Origin of the sequence: Bradyrhizobium sp. SZCCHNS30572, assembly GCF_032484415.1 — a bacterium.
Taxonomy (GTDB): domain Bacteria; phylum Pseudomonadota; class Alphaproteobacteria; order Rhizobiales; family Xanthobacteraceae; genus Bradyrhizobium.
In genome coordinates this window covers 174,262-192,287 of record NZ_JAUESY010000003.1, presented here as the reverse complement: position 1 = coordinate 192,287, position 18,026 = coordinate 174,262, and the positions used below count along the sequence as shown (strand labels likewise).

Sequence of the window (18,026 nt, the reverse complement as noted above, 5' to 3'; positions counted from 1 at the left end):
CCAATCCCTCATTGCAACTGTGACGGCGGCGCGTTGACCGCACGTTTGGCGTGGCGCAGTTTTGCGATCAGATTGTCGTGCCCACAGGCTGCCTGGTCGCCCCCTCCCGGGCCGAACCTGACCTCTTCATCCTCCCAGGCCGCGTCGAGCGCGCGCAGGTCCATCGGATCCACGTCCGTTGCCTTCAGCAGCTCATCGACGATCTCCGCGCGGGGCTGCTCCGCGGCGATCTGGAGCAGCGCATCGAACACCGCCCTATAGCTCGACTGCCGACGCCCCAGTCGTTCCGCGAGCGCGGCGATGATGTGGCTGGTCTGGCCAAGCAACTCGCGCGCGTCCGAAATCTCCCGGGTGGCGAGAAATTCGAGGAACAGCGGCAGATAATCCGGCAGCTCGTTGCCGGCGATGACGAGGTTCGCTCGGTCATACATGGCCCGCAGGTCGACCATGGCCTGGCCGCGGTCGCGGCCTTCGCCATGAACGTGCTCGAACAGATGCAGCGCCAGGGTCTTGCTGCGGTCGAACAGCAGGCCGTAGCGCTCCTGCAGGTCGTAGACGTCGCCCGTGGCGATCTCCTGCAGCAGCACATCGAGCTCCCGGCGAATGCCAGGCTGGACGAGGCCTTCCTGGTCGAGCACCCGCGCGAGCTCCGGGATGGCCGTGATCAATTCCCCGCTCGGATAGTTCAGCAATGCCGACAGCACCTTGAACGTCTTCATCAGGCGACCTCCATCGGGTTCTTGGCCTTACGCGGCGATCCGAACAGGTTGACTTCGCTTTCGCCCCCGGAGCAGCCGTTGCCGAACGAGAAGCCGCAGGAGCCGCGGATATCAAACGCGTCGGCACCGAGCTCGCGGTGCGCGGTCGGGATCACGAAGCGGTCCTCGTAGTTGGCGATCGCCATGATGTGGTACATGTCGTCGATCTGCGGGCCGCTCAGGCCGACGCGCCTCGCGATCGCCTCGTCGACCACGCCGTCGATGGTCTTGGCCCGCATATAGGCACGCATGGCCAGCATTCGCTCGAGCGCCAGCGTCACCGGCTTCTCGTCGCCCGCAGTCAGCAGATTGGCGAGGTACCGCATCGGAATGCGCAAGGATTTGACGTCGGGCATCTCGCCATCGTGCCCGATCTTGCCGGACGAGGCCGCCGACGTGATCGGCGACAGCGGCGGCACATACCAGACCATCGGCAGGGTCCGATATTCCGGGTGCAAGGGGAAGGCGACCTTCCATTCCATCGCCATCTTCCAGATCGGCGACCGTATCGCCGCCTCCAGCCATGCATGAGGGATGCCCTGGCGCTCGGCTTCCGCAAGCACGTTCGGATCGTTCGGATCGAGAAAGATGTCGAGCTGGGCCTGGTAGAGATCGCCCTCGTCGGGCTTGGCCGCGGCCTCTGCGATGCGGTCCGCGTCATACAGCACGACACCGAGATAGCGAATGCGCCCGACACAGGTCTCGGAGCACACGGTCGGCTGCCCCGCCTCGATCCGAGGATAGCAGAAGATGCACTTCTCCGATTTTCCCGAGGACCAGTTATAATAGATCTTCTTGTATGGACAGCCGGAGACGCACATTCTCCAGCCGCGGCACTTGTCCTGATCGATGAGGACGATGCCGTCCTCCTCGCGCTTGTAGATCGCGCCGGACGGGCAGGATGCGACGCATGCCGGATTGAGGCAATGCTCGCACAGCCGCGGCAGATACATCATGAAGGTGTTCTCGAACTGGCCGTAGATCTCCTTCTGCACGCCGTCGAAATTGATGTCCTGAGAGCGCTTGGCGAATTCGCCGCCCAGGATCTCTTCCCAGTTCGGTCCCCACTCGATCTTTTCCATCCGCTCTCCAGACACCAGCGAGCGCGGCCGTGCCGTGGGCATCGCAGATACCTCGGGCGCACTTTGCAGGTGCTGATAGTCGAAGGTGAACGGCTCGTAGTAGTCATCGATCTCGGGGAGGTCGGGATTGGCGAAGATATTCGCCAGAACCCGCCACTTGCCGCCGATCCGCGGCTGGATCGACCCGTCGCGATTGCGCGACCAGCCTCCCTTCCAGCGGGACTGGTTCTCCCAATCCTTGGGATAGCCAACGCCTGGTTTGGTCTCGACGTTGTTGAACCACGCGTATTCCATCCCCTCGCGGCTGGTCCAGACGTTCTTGCAGGTCACGCTGCAGGTGTGGCAGCCGATGCACTTGTCGAGATTGAGCACCATTGCGATCTGAGCACGGATCTTCATTCTGCAGCCTCCGAGGGGGTCGTGGCCGACCGGTCAGCAGTCGGCTGGTCCAGCCAATCAATCTTCGACATCTTCCGGACGATGACGAACTCGTCGCGGTTGGCGCCGACCGTGCCGTAGTAGTTGAAGCCATAGGCCTGCTGAGCGTAGCCCCCGATCATGTGCGTCGGCTTCGGAACGACACGCGTGACCGAATTGTGGATGCCGCCGCGCAGCCCCGTCTGCTCGGAGCCCGGCACGTTCACGATCTTTTCCTGAGCATGATACATCATGCACATGCCCTGCTTGACCCGCTGCGAGACCACAGCGCGCGCAACCAGCGCGCCATTGGTGTTGTAGGCCTCGATCCAGTCATTGTCGGCAATACCGGCAGCCTTTGCGTCGATCTCGCTGATCCACACGATGGGACCGCCGCGCGACAGGGTCAGCATCAGGAGATTGTCGGTATAGGTGGAGTGGATGCCCCACTTCTGGTGGGGCGTAATGAAGTTCAGGATGACGGACGCATTGCCGTTCGGCTTGCGATCGATCACCGGCTTGACGGTCTTGGTATCGATCGGCGGCCGATAGACGCAGAAGCCCTCGCCGAAGGCCCTCATCCATAGGTGATCCTGATAGAGCTGCTGCCTGCCGGTCAGCGTCCGCCAGGGGATCAGCTCGTGGACATTGGTGTAGCCGGCGTTGTAGCAGACCTTCTCCGACTCGAGCCCCGACCAGATCGGCGACGAGATGATCTTGCGCGGCTGCGCGACGACGTCGCGGAATCGGATCTTCTCGTCCTCCTTCGGAATGGCGAGATGAGCATGGTCGCGGCCGGTGAATTGCTCCAGGGACGACCACGCCTTGACCGCGACCTCGCCATTGGTTTCCGGCGCCAGGCTGAGGATCACCTCGCAAGCGTCGACCGCACTGTCGATGCGAGCCAGCCCCTGGGTCGGCCCGTCGTCGGCGACGACGCCGTTGAGACGCTTCAGGAGCTCGACCTCATGGTCGGTGTTCCAGGCCATCCCCTTGCCGCCATTGCCGAGCTTGTTCATCAACGGTCCAAGCGAGGTGAAGCGCTTGTAGAGATTCGGATAATCACGTTCGACCACGGTGACTGCTGGCATGGTCTTGCCGGGGATCGGATCGATCTCGCCCTGCTTCCAGTCCTTGACGTCGAACGCCTGCGCGATTTCGCCCGGACTGTCATGCATGATCGGCGTCAGCACGACGTCCTTCTCGACCCCGAGCACTTCGGGCGCGACCCTGGAGAAGGCCTCGGCGATCCCCTTGTAGATGTCCCAATCGCTGCGCGATTCCCACACCGGATCGATCGCCGCCGAGAGCGGATGGATGAATGGATGCATGTCGGACGTATTGAGGTCGTTCTTCTCGTACCAAGTGGCCGTCGGCAGCACGACGTCCGAATACATGCACGTGGTCGACATCCGGAAGTCGAGCGTGACCAGCAGATCGAGCTTTCCTTCCGGGGCCTCTTCGTGCCAAGCGACCTCGACCGGTCTATTGTGGCCCTGGTCGCCGAGATCCTTGCCGATCACGCCATGCTTGGTGCCGAGCAGATGCTTGAGGAAGTATTCGTGGCCCTTGCCTGAGGCGCCGAGCAGATTGGAGCGCCAGACGAACAGGTTGCGGGGCCAGTTCTTCGGATGGTCGGGATCCTCGCAGGCGAGCTTCAGCTCGCCCGACTTCAAGGCCTTCGCGACGTAGTCCTTCGGCTCCAGGCCCGCGGCGGCGGAGCGCTTCGATACCTCGATCGGATTGGCCTGCAGTTGCGGCGCGGACGGCAGCCATCCCATGCGCTCCGCGCGGACATTGTAGTCGATCAGCGCTCCCTCCCAAGAACCGGCCGGTGCGGTCGGTGAGAGAATCTCGCTGACATTGACCGTCTCGTAGCGCCATTGGTCGGTGTGAGCGTAGAACGCCGAAGTCGAATTCATCTGCCTCGGCGGGCGCCCCCAATCGAGCGCAAAGGCGAGCGGCGTCCAGCCCGACTGCGGCCGCAGCTTTTCCTGCCCCACATAATGCGACCAGCCACCGCCGGACTGGCCGACACAGCCGCACATCACCAGCATGTTGATGATGCCGCGATAGTTCATGTCCATGTGGTACCAGTGGTTCAGACCGGCCCCGACGATGACCATCGAGCGCCCCCGGGTCTTGGACGCGTTCGAGGCAAACTCGCGGGCAACCGCGATGATCTGGCCGCGCGGCACGCCGCAGATCGCCTCGGCCCATGCCGGAGTGTACGGTTCCAGATCGTCGTAGCTCCTGCCGAGGTGGTCGCCGCCGAAGCCGCGATCGACGCCATAATTGGCGGCGAACAGATCGAACACAGTGGCCACGACCGCCTCGCCATCGGCAAGACGAAGTCGCTTCACCGGCACGTTGCGGGTCAGCACATCCGGATGATTGGTGCCGCTGAAGTGATCGTGCTGACGGTTGCCGAAATAGGGGAATCCCACCGGTGCGATGTCGTCCTCGATGCCGGCCAGAGACAGCCGCAGCCGGGTGTCGTTGTTCGCCGAGCTCTTCTCTTCCAGGCTCCACTTGCCTTTTTCGCCCCAGCGGAAGCCGACCGATCCCTTGGGCACGACAATGGCCCCGCTGATCTCATCATAGGCGACGGTCTTCCATTCGGGATTGTTGGCCTCGTCGAGAGATGCGGCGAAATCCGAGGCGCGCACGAACCGCTCAGGAACGAGCCGTCCCTCGGATTTCACCAGCCGCACCAGAAATGGCATATCCGTATACTGGCGCACATAGTCGTTGAAGTACGGCGTCTGCCGGTCGATGTGAAACTCCTTGAGGATCACGTGACCCATCGCCATCGCGAGCGCCGCGTCGGTGCCCTGCTTCGGCGACAGCCAGAGATCGGCGAATTTCGCAGCCTCGGAATAATCCGGGCAGACAACGACGCTCTTGGTCCCCTTGTAGCGTACCTCCGTGTAGAAGTGCGCATCCGGCGTACGCGTCTGTGGCACGTTGGAGCCCCACAGCATCAGGAAGCCTGAATTGTACCAGTCCGCGCTTTCAGGTACGTCGGTCTGCTCGCCCCAGGTCTGTGGCGAGGCCGGCGGCAGGTCGCAATACCAATCGTAGAACGACATGCAGACGCCGCCGAGCAGCGACAGATAGCGCGCGCCGGCCGCGTAGCTCACCATGGACATCGCCGGGATCGGCGAAAATCCGAACACGCGGTCCGGACCATGGGTTCTGACCGTATAGGCATTGGCTGCCGCGATCAGCTCATTGACCTCGGCCCAACTCGCCCGCACGAAGCCGCCCAGTCCGCGCTTCTGCACATAGTCCGAGCGCTTGCCCGGATTCTCGACGATCGACTTCCACGCTGCGACCGGCGTCATCCGCGCTCGCGCCTCGCGCCACAGCCTGAGCAGCCGCGAGCGCACCAGCGGATATTTCACCCGGTTTCCGGAATAGAGGTACCAGCTGTAGCTCGCGCCGCGGGCGCAGCCGCGCGGCTCATGATTGGGAAGATCAGGGCGCGTCCGGGGGTAGTCGGTCTGCTGGGTCTCCCAGGTGACGATGCCGCCCTTGACGTAGACCTTCCACGAGCAGGAGCCGGTGCAGTTCACGCCATGCGTCGAGCGCACGATCTTGTCGTGCTGCCAGCGCTTGCGATAGCCCTCCTCCCAGGAACGGTCCTCGGTCGTCGTCACGCCGTGTCCGCCTGCGAACTCCTCCTTGGCCCGGGTGAAGAAGGTCAGCCTATCGAGAAAATGGCTCATCTTTTACGTCCTCATTCAGCGGGTTGGGCAGCGGCCGCGATCGCCCGGCGCCGTTCGACATCGTGCAGGACGCCGCCCTTGCGAGTGTAGACGGCCCAGGTGATCAGCACGCAGGTGACGTAGAAGCCGAAGAAGCCCCATAGGGCGGCCTGCACGCCGCCGGTAAGGTCGATCGAGGTGCCGTAGGATTTGGGAATGAAGAATGCGCCGAAGGCGGCAATCGCGGAGGTGAAGCCGGTGATGGCGGCGGATTCCTTCTCGGCCTGGCGCAGCCGCGTTTCCGCGTCCGCGGTCGGCATGAGCCGGGTCATTTCCTGGCGCATGATGTTGGGGATCATCTGGAAGGTCGATGCATTGCCGACGCCGGTCGCGAAGAACAGCAGCAGGAACATCGCGAAGAAGCCCCAGAATGCACCGGGCTGATCCTTGATGCCGAGGAAATAGAGCACCCCGAGCACGCCGGCCATCATCAGCAGGAACACCCCGACGGTCACGCGCCCGCCGCCCCATTTGTCGGCCATCCAGCCCGTCGCGGACCGCGACAAGGCACCCACCAGCGGCCCAAGGAATGCGAACTGCAACGCGTCGACGGCCGGGAACTGGGTCTTCGCCAGCAGCGGGAAGCCCGCAGAATAGCCGATGAACGAGCCGAACGTGCCGGTGTAGAGCCAGCACATGATCCAGTTGTGCCGCCGCTGGAAGATGACGGCCTGATCAGCGAAGGACGCTTTCGCGGAGGCGATGTCGTTCATCCCGAACCAGGCGGCGAAAGCACTGGCGACGATGAACGGCACCCAGACGAAGCCGGCGTTCTGAAGCCAGATCGGCATCGGCTGCGACCCGCTCGTTGCCATCGCCGGATCTCCGCCGAACCAGCCGAACACGCCGACCGTGATGACGATTGGCACTACGAACTGGACCACGCTGACGCCGAGATTCCCGAGGCCGGCATTGAGCGCGAGCGCGTTGCCCTTCTCGGCGCGGGGAAAGAAGAAGGAGATGTTGGCCATCGACGAGGCGAAATTGCCGCCGCCAAAGCCGCACAACAGCGCCAGTATCAGGAACACCGGATAGGGCGTTGCGGGATTCTGCACCGCATAGCCGATTCCGATCGCGGGTATCAGCAGCGACCACGTGGCCAGCGTGGTCCACAGCCGGCCGCCGAAGATCGGCACCATGAAGGAGTAGAAGATGCGCAGAACTGCACCGGAGATCCCAGGCAGCGACGCCAGCCAGAACAGCTCATCGGTCGTGAACTTGAAGCCGACCGAAGGCAGCTTCGCAACCACGACAGACCAGACCTGCCAGACCGCGAAGGACAACAGCAGCGCCGGAATGGAGATCCAGAGATTGCGTCGCGCGATGGCTCGGCCCTGCTCCCTCCAGAACGTGTCGTCCTCAGGCCGCCAGTCGGTGAGAACCGCGCCGGACAGGGCTCCGATGTGCTCGGGCCGGTGGATCTCCTCCATTTCCGGCAGCTCCGGCAGCCGCTTCAGCGCCTCGCCGGCAACGCCGCGCTCCATCTGCCGGATCGAGAGATGCATCCAGACCAGCGCGACCCCGACGAGCAGGAAGAGCAGCATGAAGCAGCTGGTTCGCAGACCGGTGAGATCGACCAGCGCGCCGAACGCGATCGGGAGCACGAATCCGCCGAGCCCGCCGATCATGCCGACCAGGCCGCCGACGGCTCCGACATTGTTCGGATAGTAGACGGGGATGTGCTTGTAGACGGCGGCCTTGCCGAGCGCCATGAAGAAGCCGAGCACGAAGACGATGACGACGAACGGGACGAGCCCCATCTCCAGATGAAAGCCGACCTTTCCGTTGACGGTCGTCACGACGTAGTCCGTCGGCGGGTAGGACAACAGGAAGGTCGCCGCGACACCGACCAGAAATGTCCAGTACATCACGCGGCGGGCACCGAAGCGATCGGACAAGTGTCCGCCATAGGCGCGAAACACGCTGGCCGGAAACGAGAACATGGCGGCCATCATGCCGGCCGACTGGATTCCGACGCCGTAGACCTTGATCAGGTATTGCGGCAGCCACAGCGACAGCGCGACGAAGGCGCCGAAAACGAAGAAGTAGTACAGCGCGAAGCGCCAGACCTGGATGTTCTTGAGCGGCGCGAGCTCGAGCCAGGCGCTGCCGGCCTTCTGCTTGCGCTGCCTTCGCGAGCGGACCACCGGGTCCTCCTCGGAGAACAGCCAGAAGACGATCGCCATGACGCCGATCGCGAGCGCCCATATCTGGGCCACGGTCTGCCAGCCATAGGCGACCAGCACGAACGGCGCGACGAACTTGGTGACGGCGGCGCCCACATTGCCGGCGCCGAAGATTCCCAGCGCAGTGCCCTGCTTGGCCGTCGGATAGAACCGCGACACATAGGCGACGCCGACCGCGAACGAGCCACCGGCGATTCCTACGAAGAGCGCGGCGACGAGAAATTGCGGATAGGTATGCGCCCAGGTCAGGAGATAGGTCGCGACCGCCGCGGCGAGCATCACGACGGTGTAGACGCGGCGCCCGCCATACTGATCGGTCCAGATGCCGAGCATCAGCCGGATCAGCGAGCCGCTCAGGATCGGGGTGCCGATCAGGAGACCGAACTCGGTTTCGTTCAGATCCAGCTCTTGCTTGATCCGGATGCCGATGATCGAGAAGATCGTCCACACCGCAAAGCAGATCGTGAACGAGATTGTTGAGAGCCAGAGTGCTCGCGTTCGGTGCTCAGGGCTGAAATCTACGGCGTCCATGGTGGCCTCGACGTATGGCTTCGACGCCACAGCAGTTATTCGGGGGACCGGGAAAAGGTTTTGCGATGCATCAACCGGACGGTCCGGTCGGCCACAATCTGCCAAATGTCTCAGATCGAATTGTCAGACTGCATGTATGCAATTGACTTTTGTCACAGTTCGGCGCGATAGCGGGTGAGTGACTCTTGGAGCTTCGCTTGCGCCCCGACGAACTCGCCCAGTTGAAGACGCTGCCGCTGTTTGCGGACCTCAGCGAGGAGAACCTGAAGCGGTTGCTCGGCGCGGCTCTGCTGCAGCAATTTCCGGCCGGGGTGCGGTTGGCTCGCGAGGGAGATCAGGCCGACTTCCTGCATGTGCTGATTGGCGGGTTGGTGGAAATCTACACCGAGCAGGACGAGGCCGAGTGGGGCATCTCACTGCTTCGTCCCGTGTCGACCTTCATACTTGCTGCAGTCGTGGTCGATCAGGCGTATCTCAATTCAGCCCGCACGCTGACGGAGTCGCGGGTGCTGCTGATCCCCGCCCGCGATGTAAGGGCACTCTTCTACGAAGACATCGCATTCGCACGGATTGTTGCTCAGGAGCTGGCGTATGCCTATCGCGCTTCTGTCAAGAAACTGAAGGGCACACTGGCCCGGTCGAGCATCGAGCGCCTCGCCAACTGGATCCTCGCCGAAGCCCAGCGCGAACCGGGGCATGCGAATATCGTCATCCCATTCGACCGCGGCACGCTGGCCTCCCACATCGGCACGACGCGCGAAAACCTGTCACGCAGTCTTGCCCAACTTACGAGCCATGGGGTTCGCGTCCGCGGACGAGAGATCGTCATCGACCACAAGGAGCGGTTGGAGCTGTTTGCCCGGCCAAAGCCCCTGATCGACGATCCCGGCTCGTAGGCTTCTTTTGCGATCGGTCCTGCCCCTCTGTTGGGAACGGCAAATCAGCAGAGTACGGAAACGGAGCCGTCGATATAGTTCTTCTCCGCCGCACACCCACTCCGCGTGACAGTCGCTGGGACGCCCCGAAACCGATCGGTCCTGGAACGTGCGGCCGGCAAAGCCGTGATCGCGGGCGACGCTGAGGAAAGCAAACCGGACCCCATGGAAACGGTCACAGCCTCACCGCTTGGCGGAGAGGCGTATCCGAGCCGAATGAAGCGAGTGCAGGGAAAGGTGGTCGCGGGGGAGCGCTACCGCCTTTCCCCACAGCCGGCGGACCTACGATACTTCCTGCAATCCTACGCATAACGAGGCTCCTTGGTGCTGGCTCGGTCAGCACCTCATGCTGGACCATCGCTTCCGGCCTCGGACCCGCGTTCCAGGCGAGGCTCGGGCCGCCGTTGGATTTCTGCGCTAAGGGGTCCATGAAGCGTTCCGACATCGGCAGAGGTGATTGCGATGCGCACAGAAAGGTTTGGCGCCTACTAGGCGGGAGCACCTTCAGGACCGTCTTTTGGCGATCTTCGGCGTTGCGGCCTCTTCGAGCACGTATCGAATTGACCGCCCGCTTCGCCAGCGAGGATCTGCGCGACGGCTTTGGACAGGCGACTATGACCGCACTTTGGGAATTCCAGCTCTCAGGGCTCCGCGCCGAGGAACGCGCGGGTCGCCCGTAGGATTTCGTCCGACAGTTCTTCTGAATCGGAGATGCGCGCGAGCAACATCGCCCCAATCATCGCTGCCCAACTGCCGATCGCCGCGACACGCTTCTGTTGCGGATCGTCACCTGGCGCCGAGGCCATGAATTGTTCGATCTGCCGGCGCATCTCCTCGGTCAGGACGCGGCGTGTGGGCGCCGGCGCCCGCGACATCTCGGGCCCGAGCGCCGCGAAGACGCATCCCGCCCCCGCCGCATCCCGATGTTCTGGCCGCAGATACGCGCGGGCGAAGCCGCGGACATCCGTCGGCAGCAGGGGTTGACGCCTGCTGGCCTCGAAAACGTCCGCCAGGGCCTCGGTCACGAGCTCCTGTTTGCTCGCAAAGTGCCTTGGAAAGCCGCCGTGCGTCAGCCCCGCTGCGTCCATGATCTCCGCGACGGTAACACCGTCAATTCCCTTTTCCCGGAACAACTTAGCGGCCGAGTTCACGATCGCCCGCCTGCTCTCCGCCTTCTGCTCCCGGCTTCTTGCCAAAATAAATCTCCCTCAGTTCAAAAAATGTAGATGACAAACATCATCCTTGCAAGTAGATGATGATTGTCATCTACATTTTGGGGACAGATTGGCCCCTCCCACGGAGAAGAAGACATGTCCACTGCACTCATTACTGGCGCCTCCAGCGGCATCGGCGCCGTCTATGCGCGGCGCCTCGCCGCGCGCGGCCATGACCTCGTCCTCGTCGCTCGCGCGACGGAGCGAATGGCGGCCCTGGCCGCGGAACTGCGCAAGGCGCACGGGATTGCCGTCGAAGTCCTGACAGCGGATTTGACGGATGCCGCGCAGCTGCAAACGGTGGCGAACCGGCTCCGTTCGGGCAGCCCAGTCGAGATTCTGGTCAACAACGCTGGCGCGGCGCTGCTCGGCCCGTTCGAGGCGGCGGATCCCGCCGCCATGGAGCAACTGCTCAAGCTCAATGTGACTGCGCCGACGCTGCTGGCTTCGGCGGCGATCGGGGGCATGGTGAAACGCGGAAGCGGCGCCATCATCAATCTCGGTTCGGTGGTGTCGTTCATGCCCGCGTTTTTTCCGGGGATTTATTCGGCGACCAAGTCTTACGTGCTCACGTTCTCGCAGGGGCTGGCGGCCGAGGTCGGGCCCAAGGGCGTCTACGTCCAGGCCGTGGTACCGGCGGCAACCAGGACCGAAATCTGGGAACGGGCGGGTGCCGATCTCTCGAAAATTCCTAATCTCATGGGCGTCGAGGACCTGGTCGACGCGGCGCTGGTCGGCTTCGATCGCCGCGAAGCCGTGACGATACCGCCCCTTTCGGACCTGGGCCTCTGGGAGGCGTTCGAGGGCGCACGCGCGGTTCTGCCCTCAGGTTTGGGGGCGCAGCCCGCCGAGCGCTACCGCGCGCGCGCCAGCGCCTAGTCCCAATGCTCCGATCGGCCGGCGATACCGGCCGATCGGTACTCCCGCTCCTCATCTCGAAACGCGTAGCCATCCCTTCGATCCAGCGTGCAGCCTCAATGCTGCCTCATCAGGAATTGCGGACATGAACTCTCAATCTCGTCGCACGATGATCACCGCCGGAGCGCTGGGCGCTGCGGCACTTGCGCTACCGCTGAAGGCGCAGGCCGCCGCCAGTTCGGCGACCGCCTCCACCCAGTTCGTCGACGTTGGCGGACGCCGCCTCGCCTATCGATCCGTCGGCACGGGCAAGCCGCTGGTCCTGTGCAACCGTTTTCGAGGCGTCCTCGATCTTTGGGATCCCGCCTTCATCGACGGATTGGCCGCACAGGGCTTTCAGGTCGTAACCTTCGACTATTCAGGTCTTGGCCAGTCGACTGGCGAAAAATCCTACAATCCGATGTCGCTCGCGAAGGATGGCAAGGATCTCATCGAGGCACTCGGCCTCAAGGACGTCGCGATCGGTGGATGGTCGATCGGTGGGATCGCCGCGCAGATCTTGCTGGCAATGACCGGGCCGATGGCAACTCATGTGGTTCTGCTGGCCACGACACCTCCGGGCCCGCTGGTCAAGACGGGCGAACAACTCTTCTATGATACCGCGGCAATCCCCGGCATCGCATTGGAGCAGTTCACGACTGTGTTCTTCGAACCTGCGGACGCAGGCAGCCGGGCGGCTTCAAAGCGCTCGTTCGATCGCATCATGGCGCGAAAGAAAGACCGCAGCCCCGACGTTCCGGCCGACTGGGCCATGGCGCAGATCGGCAACACGCCGCGTAACCCGGTGTTTCCATCAGACCAGATTTTGCAGCTCTTGAAGACGACGTCGGTTCCGATCCTGCACCTGGGAGCCGACCACGACATCGTGTTCCCGATCGAGAACTGGTATGCGTTGAATGGGCAGCTGCCGACCCTTCATCTGATCACCTATGCGCGAGCCGGGCACGGGCCGCATCATCAATATCCGGACGAGGCTTCCGCCCAAATCGGCGCTTTCATCAAGGCCACCAGCAAGGGCTGAACATTTTCGAGGCCGCGGAGCGAGGGGCAGTTGGACAAAAGAGATAACCGCTAACTGCTCCTTCTCTTCCGCGGCAGACGTTGCGAGCACAGCATAATGTTCGCGGCTCTTCTTCGCTATGTCGACCCGACGCAGATGGAAGTATCCGCGGCGAATTAGACGACGACGGCTTCGGCGAAATAGGCCACTCCGAGCCATTCGGCGATCAACGCGGGTTTTTGCGCCCCCTCGATCTCGACAGTGACCTCCAACTTGGTGGCCACCTCCTTCGGATTGCGAGCCGTCATATCCAGAAGTTTGAATCTGGCCCGCACCCGACCTCCGGATCGTACGGCGGACATAAATCGTATCCTGTCGAAACCGTAGTTGACCGCCATGACTCTCCCCGAAAGCTTCGGAAGCGCGTCAAACGCCATCGGCGCAAGCAAAGAAAGCGTCAGGAAGCCGTGAGCGACCGTTCCGGCAAACGGCGTCTCGGCGGCCTTCACCGGATCTATGTGGATGAATTGCCAATCCTCCGTAATGTCGGCGAATTGGTCGATGCGAGATTGGTCAATCTCGAACCAGCGTGACACGCCGACCTCCTTGCCCACCATTGCCGCATATTCCTTCGGCGAAATGTCAGGCAGGCTCGATCCTGTCATTGCCCTCGTCCTCGTTAGAGACCGATGATTTATTCCGCGTGAGCCGAGTCTGCGCCGCACCGACCATCGGCTCTCCTCTGATGAGGTCGACTGTCGGGCGCCGACGAGCGTCTCAACTTCAGCCGATGGCTTCGCCGCGATGACAACGTCTGAGATGGATGGACCTTGCTCAGAGCCGGTTCAGCGCCACCTCGGACCTTCACTTCCAGAAGCACTCCTTGCGAAGTCGGGGCACTCAGATGAAGGTCACATCTTCAGCAGGTGACCCGGCATACAATTCCTCAACGCTATGCGCCCGGTGGCCGAGTACAGCCCGCTGATTTACATAGGCCTTGTCGGTGATTTCACCAGCGGCAAGCGACGGAAGCTCCTTCAGCAACTTGAATGAGCGGATTCGTTCGCTGCTTCCGACTGTTTCGTTGTGTGCCCGAAAGCACTCTCTCAGGAATGCCAGCACGCCTGGATCTCGCTCGAGATCGCCAACGGGCCCGAAGGCGTGTTGTTTGGCTTGGCTAGGATTTAGCCAGGCAAGAACCGCGCATTGGTCCCGGTTTTCGCCCGCGATGACGACGTCCTGAAGAACGCCACGCGTTGCGCCGAGGATGGTCGCCCTGAGGTTCCCGACAACTACCCAGGTCCCGTTCGTGAGCTTGAAGTTTTCGGAAAGACGTCCCGTGAATCTCAATCCGAGATGCGGCTGCTTCGAATCGAGGAAAGCCACGGTGTCTCCGACCCGGTAGTAGCCCTCCTCGTCGAATGCACTTTCCGTGAGATCGGATCTGCCGAAGTATCCCGGCGTGACGTTCGGTCCCTTTACGCGAACCTCGTAACTGTCTCCCGCAGGCAGCAGCTTGAGCCTGAGACCAGGTCCCGGAAGACCGACCTCTCCCGGTTCCTCGGTGGCCCAGTGCGTCGTGCTGATCGTTGGCGCCGTTTCGGTCGTGCCGTACCCAGACATGACGGGAATGCGGCGGCCGGTCGCACGAAACGACAGGTCATAGAGCTTGTCCAGCGTGGACTGCGGAATTGCCGCTCCGGCGTAGGTCATTCGCTCCATGCGGTTGAAGAATGTATTTCTGAAATGCTCGTCCGCTTCGAGAACATCACACAGGAGCGTGTAGCCGCCGGGCACGTTGAACATCGCTGTGGGGGAAATTTCCCTCAGGTTGGCGATGGTCTTATGGAAGAGTTGTGGGACGGGGCGTCCGTCGTCGATGTAGAGCGTCCCCCCATTCTTCAGGGTGCCCTGCAGAATGACATTGCCCCCCATCGTGTGATGCCAGGGCAACCACTCGACCTGAACCGGAGCTTGGTTTGCCGGCGCCAGCAGACTGCCCATTTCGAGGGCGCATGCCATCATGCGATGCGTGTTGATGACGCCCTTCGGCAGGCCGGTCGAGCCCGACGTGAACAGAATTTTTGCGATGGCGTCACGATCGAGGTTTCCGAACCGCCGCTGAAACTCCGAGGTTGGTCGTCCCTCGTACAGGGTCTCAAGCGGCAGAAGCCCGTCGGATCCACCGCATGCGATCCAAGTCGCCTCCTCCAGCCCACTAACTGATCGGGCTGCGGCAAAGGCGCTGCCGTCCTGCACGAATACAAACGATGGCCTGAGCAGCCGAGCGATGTCCGTCAAGCGGGACAGCCCGCCCGGCATCAATGTATAGTTGGGCGAAATGGGAGCGACGGCCATCCCGATCGACATGGCCGCGAACATGACGATTGCATGCTCGATCGAATTCCCCGAGAGAATTGCAATCCTGTCGCCCGGCTGAGCTCCGCGATTGATCAACCCCTGACCTACGGACTGAGTCCGTAGCCACATCTGCCGATACGAGATCTTTTGCCACCCGGCAGCTTCGCGTTGCGCCAGAAAGACGCGATCGGGCTCCTGCATCGCCCATACGGGTAGAAAGTCGGTGATCGACCAGCTCGGCTCGACGAAGTTGATCGGCGACCTCAGGATGAGGCTTCCGTCGGGTTGCGCTTCGATACGGACCTCGCGTGGAGCGAAGTTGACGTCAGACGTGGCGCGCGCGGCAACATTCGTCGTCATGGATTTCCTCCGCTCCCATTCACGAGCGACTTGAACACTCTGCAATTTGCTCGCCTTCCGTTCGGCCGGTCTATCCGATTGAAATAGACGAGCTTTGTACCGACCGTACGGCCCACCGCATCCCTGGCCGCCGGGCTAACACGCGCTAAGCGGCCATCCGGAGAATCTTAACGATGTCTTCGGGGCCTTTGATCGGACGCGGGTTTGCGCGCGTGAAAACCGAAAGCATCGCGTTCCGTCCGATCAGATCGAATTTGCCCTCGGTCACGCCAACTTCAGACAATCGACGCGGGAGCTCCAACTGTCGTATAAATTCGGCGAACGTCTCGCTTGCTTTCGTCCCCGGCACTCCCCAAGCTTCGGCGAGCTTGTCTTGTGCTCCAGCCGTATCCGGGCGATTGAACTCCAGCACGCTGGGCATCATGACCGCGGTGCAAAAGTAATGCGGCACATCGCATGTACCGCCAAGCACGTGTCCGATAGCATGGCTCGCCCCCATCGGAACCCGACACTGCAGCCCGAAGGCGGACAGCCACGACCCGAGTTGGCAGGATTGCCGGGCCTCAAGATTGTCCGGATTCATTTTTGTCGCGAGCAGCCCGTCATAGAGATAGCGCAGTCCTCGCAGGCAAACGCTTTCGACGAGGGGATTGCCTCTCGGCGAGCAGACGGCTTCGATCCCGTGGTCCATCGCGCGCGTTCCGGAGCCGAGCCACAAGTTCTGGGGCGTGTGAACCGTAATCGCGGGGTCGAGGATGATCGAACGAGGCATCATCAAGGGATGGTGAAAGATCTGCTTCAGTTTCCGCCGTGTATCGGTAACGAGGCTACCGGCGTTGTATTCGCCGCCGGACAATGTACTCGGGATGGCGATCATCCTGACGCTCGGAGCTCGAAACGGACCAGGGCGCGGGCCCTCCGGGGTCGAGACTACTTCAAACCCGTCGAGGCCGCCCTCATCGGTGATCTTGTGCTCAATGCACATCAGAACGATTTTTGCCGCGTCGACTACAGAACCACCACCGACGGCCACGATCAGGTCGGCGCCCGCCCCGACCGCCCTTGCGGCTGCAGCTACGGCAGACGTACGTGTGGTGTGCTGCGGGACCCCATCAAACGTCCCCGCATACCTGGAACCTAATGCTTTGCGGATCTTTTCGATCTCGTCGGTTTTCGTATTCAACGTATGGCTGGCAATCAGAAACACCCTGTGGGCGTCGAGCCGCTCCGCCTCCTCGGCCAGCGCTTGCCCGGCAGGCTTTCCGAAGATCACCTGATCCATCGGGGGATATTGATGAAGTCCAACCTTGATCATGGGCTCTCTCCTAAAAAGAGGTTGTCGTCGCACCAACCGGGAGTTGGCTATTTCCTCCCGATCAGTCAGGCGGGCTGCCCGATGACGTTCAGATGTGGAGCGCGGCGCCAACACCGCGAACGACGACGGACCGCTCGCCCCGGATCTACCAGGGTTCGCGGTACGGTCGCACTTCCGAGAGGAAAGACCACGCCGAGCGGTCCTGATGCGCGATGTGGTAGATTTCCTCGGCGATCGCCGCGGGTTTGATGAAGAACTCGTCGGGCGCGTCCTTCATTCGCTCCCGCTGCCATGGCACGTCAATGACCGCATCGATGACCAGATAAGCCACGTGAATCCCTTGCGGGCCGAGGTCGCGCGCGATCGACTCGGCGAGGATACGCTGGGCTGCCTTCGTCGGCGCAAAACCCGCGAAGTTCGCCTTTCCTCGCAGAGCCGACGTGTTGCCCGTTACGAGGAGCGCTCCGCCGCCAGCCGCTATCATTGGGGGCGCGACGTGCCGCGCAAGATGGAGCAGTGCCATCACGTTTGTCTCGAAATTGGCTCGGAGAACCTCGGGACCTACCTCCTGAAACTTTCCGAACGCCCCGCCAACCGCATTATGGACAACGACCTTCGGCGGGCCGGACCGCCGGTCGATCTCGTCGAGCACCCGCGCGAGCGCTGCCGAGTCCGAGACGTCACACGCCATCGGAATACTCGACGGAATCTCCGCCGATAGCGCGTCCAGGCGCGCCTTGTCGCGCGCGAGCATCGCGACGCGATACCCTCCGGCCGCGAACCGCCTGACGATAGCAGAGCCGGTACCAGGTCCGACCCCGGTGACAATTGCCAGCGGCTGCGCATCAATCTTGCTCATGCTGCCCTCAGTGCTTCGCGAATGAAGCCATGTCGCCAGAACGCCGGAAAGATCGCCGCAACGACCTCCTTGGCGAGACCGCAATCTTCCGCCGCGCGCAGCGGCCTGCGGCCGTCGCTGTAGATCTGCGCCGGCGTATTTGCCTTTGACCGGACAGGTCAAGGTCGTCGGCCTGTTACCGACCTGCTTCATGACTGCGACGATATCTACAGGGTGGTCGCTCAGCTCAGCATCCAGCGTGCCGAGCTGAGCGTTGGCGAGATAGGAATAAGGACTGCGAAAGTCGAAATAGAAGTCGATGCTGGTCATTGCGCTCGTCA

General features: G+C 62.4%; 12 protein-coding genes. 3 read left to right on the top strand and 9 right to left on the bottom strand.

Going from position 1 to position 18,026, the window contains the following annotated elements; translation table 11 throughout:
• Positions 1–8 precede the first annotated feature (8 nt).
• The 4 genes from narJ to QX048_RS09120 are packed head-to-tail and all read right to left on the bottom strand — an operon-like array spanning position 9 to position 8,744.
• Entirely contained in the window at positions 9–719 is a 711-nt protein-coding gene (gene narJ / locus QX048_RS09135) for a nitrate reductase molybdenum cofactor assembly chaperone (RefSeq protein ID WP_316200311.1), read from the bottom strand.
• Entirely contained in the window at positions 719–2,239 is a 1,521-nt protein-coding gene (gene narH / locus QX048_RS09130; protein WP_315750140.1) for a nitrate reductase subunit beta, read from the bottom strand. Before narH ends, narJ begins: the two co-directional genes overlap by 1 nt.
• Complete coding sequence (locus tag QX048_RS09125; protein WP_315827698.1) at positions 2,236–5,988, bottom strand: nitrate reductase subunit alpha; 3,753 nt, start codon at positions 5,986–5,988, stop codon at positions 2,236–2,238. The genes narH and QX048_RS09125 overlap by 4 nt, the downstream gene beginning before the upstream one ends.
• 11 nt (positions 5,989–5,999) lie before the next feature.
• Positions 6,000–8,744, bottom strand: coding sequence for an MFS transporter (locus tag QX048_RS09120; protein WP_315750138.1), 2,745 nt, complete (start codon positions 8,742–8,744; stop codon positions 6,000–6,002).
• A gap of 197 nt (positions 8,745–8,941) precedes the next feature.
• Here QX048_RS09120 and QX048_RS09115 point away from each other — a divergent pair, with 197 nt between their 5' ends.
• Complete coding sequence (locus tag QX048_RS09115) at positions 8,942–9,640, top strand: helix-turn-helix domain-containing protein (RefSeq protein WP_316191983.1); 699 nt, start codon at positions 8,942–8,944, stop codon at positions 9,638–9,640.
• A gap of 680 nt (positions 9,641–10,320) precedes the next feature.
• Here the strand turns inward: QX048_RS09115 and QX048_RS09110 are convergent.
• Entirely contained in the window at positions 10,321–10,830 is a 510-nt protein-coding gene (locus QX048_RS09110; RefSeq protein ID WP_316169258.1) for a helix-turn-helix domain-containing protein, read from the bottom strand.
• A 159-nt stretch (positions 10,831–10,989) separates the two neighbouring features.
• Here QX048_RS09110 and QX048_RS09105 point away from each other — a divergent pair, with 159 nt between their 5' ends.
• The gene (locus QX048_RS09105; protein WP_315750135.1) at positions 10,990–11,772 is read left to right on the top strand and encodes an SDR family oxidoreductase; all 783 of its coding nucleotides are present in this window, start codon (positions 10,990–10,992) and stop codon (positions 11,770–11,772) included.
• Between the two features lie 124 nt (positions 11,773–11,896).
• A complete protein-coding gene (locus tag QX048_RS09100; RefSeq protein ID WP_315750134.1) occupies positions 11,897–12,832 on the top strand; it encodes an alpha/beta hydrolase in 936 nt (311 codons plus the stop codon).
• Between the two features lie 155 nt (positions 12,833–12,987).
• Here the strand turns inward: QX048_RS09100 and QX048_RS09095 are convergent, their stop codons facing one another.
• The 4 genes from QX048_RS09095 to QX048_RS09080 form a co-directional block, all read right to left on the bottom strand.
• Positions 12,988–13,476, bottom strand: a complete 489-nt coding sequence (locus tag QX048_RS09095) for a MaoC family dehydratase (protein WP_316191986.1) — start codon at positions 13,474–13,476, stop codon at positions 12,988–12,990.
• 235 nt (positions 13,477–13,711) lie between these two features.
• Positions 13,712–15,532: an AMP-binding protein gene (locus QX048_RS09090; RefSeq protein ID WP_316191987.1), complete on the bottom strand. Its 1,821-nt coding sequence runs from the start codon at positions 15,530–15,532 to the stop codon at positions 13,712–13,714.
• 145 nt (positions 15,533–15,677) lie between these two features.
• Positions 15,678–16,847: an iron-containing alcohol dehydrogenase gene (locus tag QX048_RS09085; protein WP_316191988.1), complete on the bottom strand. Its 1,170-nt coding sequence runs from the start codon at positions 16,845–16,847 to the stop codon at positions 15,678–15,680.
• Positions 16,848–16,992: 145 nt separating this feature from the next.
• The gene (locus QX048_RS09080) at positions 16,993–18,015 is read right to left on the bottom strand and encodes an SDR family NAD(P)-dependent oxidoreductase (protein WP_316191989.1); all 1,023 of its coding nucleotides are present in this window, start codon (positions 18,013–18,015) and stop codon (positions 16,993–16,995) included.
• Positions 18,016–18,026: the final 11 nt, after the last annotated feature.

Excerpts from the sequence above, each read along its gene's own strand:
- narJ (WP_316200311.1), bottom strand. The coding sequence starts at position 719 with ATGAAGACGTTCAAGGTGCTGTCGGCATTGCTGAACTATCCGAGCGGG.
- narH (WP_315750140.1), bottom strand. The coding sequence starts at position 2,239 with ATGAAGATCCGTGCTCAGATCGCAATGGTGCTCAATCTCGACAAGTGC.
- QX048_RS09125 (WP_315827698.1), bottom strand. The coding sequence starts at position 5,988 with ATGAGCCATTTTCTCGATAGGCTGACCTTCTTCACCCGGGCCAAGGAG.
- QX048_RS09120 (WP_315750138.1), bottom strand. The coding sequence starts at position 8,744 with ATGGACGCCGTAGATTTCAGCCCTGAGCACCGAACGCGAGCACTCTGG.
- QX048_RS09105 (WP_315750135.1), top strand. The coding sequence starts at position 10,990 with ATGTCCACTGCACTCATTACTGGCGCCTCCAGCGGCATCGGCGCCGTC.
- QX048_RS09100 (WP_315750134.1), top strand. The coding sequence starts at position 11,897 with ATGAACTCTCAATCTCGTCGCACGATGATCACCGCCGGAGCGCTGGGC.
- QX048_RS09095 (WP_316191986.1), bottom strand. The coding sequence starts at position 13,476 with ATGACAGGATCGAGCCTGCCTGACATTTCGCCGAAGGAATATGCGGCA.
- QX048_RS09090 (WP_316191987.1), bottom strand. The coding sequence starts at position 15,532 with ATGACGACGAATGTTGCCGCGCGCGCCACGTCTGACGTCAACTTCGCT.
- QX048_RS09085 (WP_316191988.1), bottom strand. The coding sequence starts at position 16,847 with ATGATCAAGGTTGGACTTCATCAATATCCCCCGATGGATCAGGTGATC.
- QX048_RS09080 (WP_316191989.1), bottom strand. The coding sequence starts at position 18,015 with ATGACCAGCATCGACTTCTATTTCGACTTTCGCAGTCCTTATTCCTAT.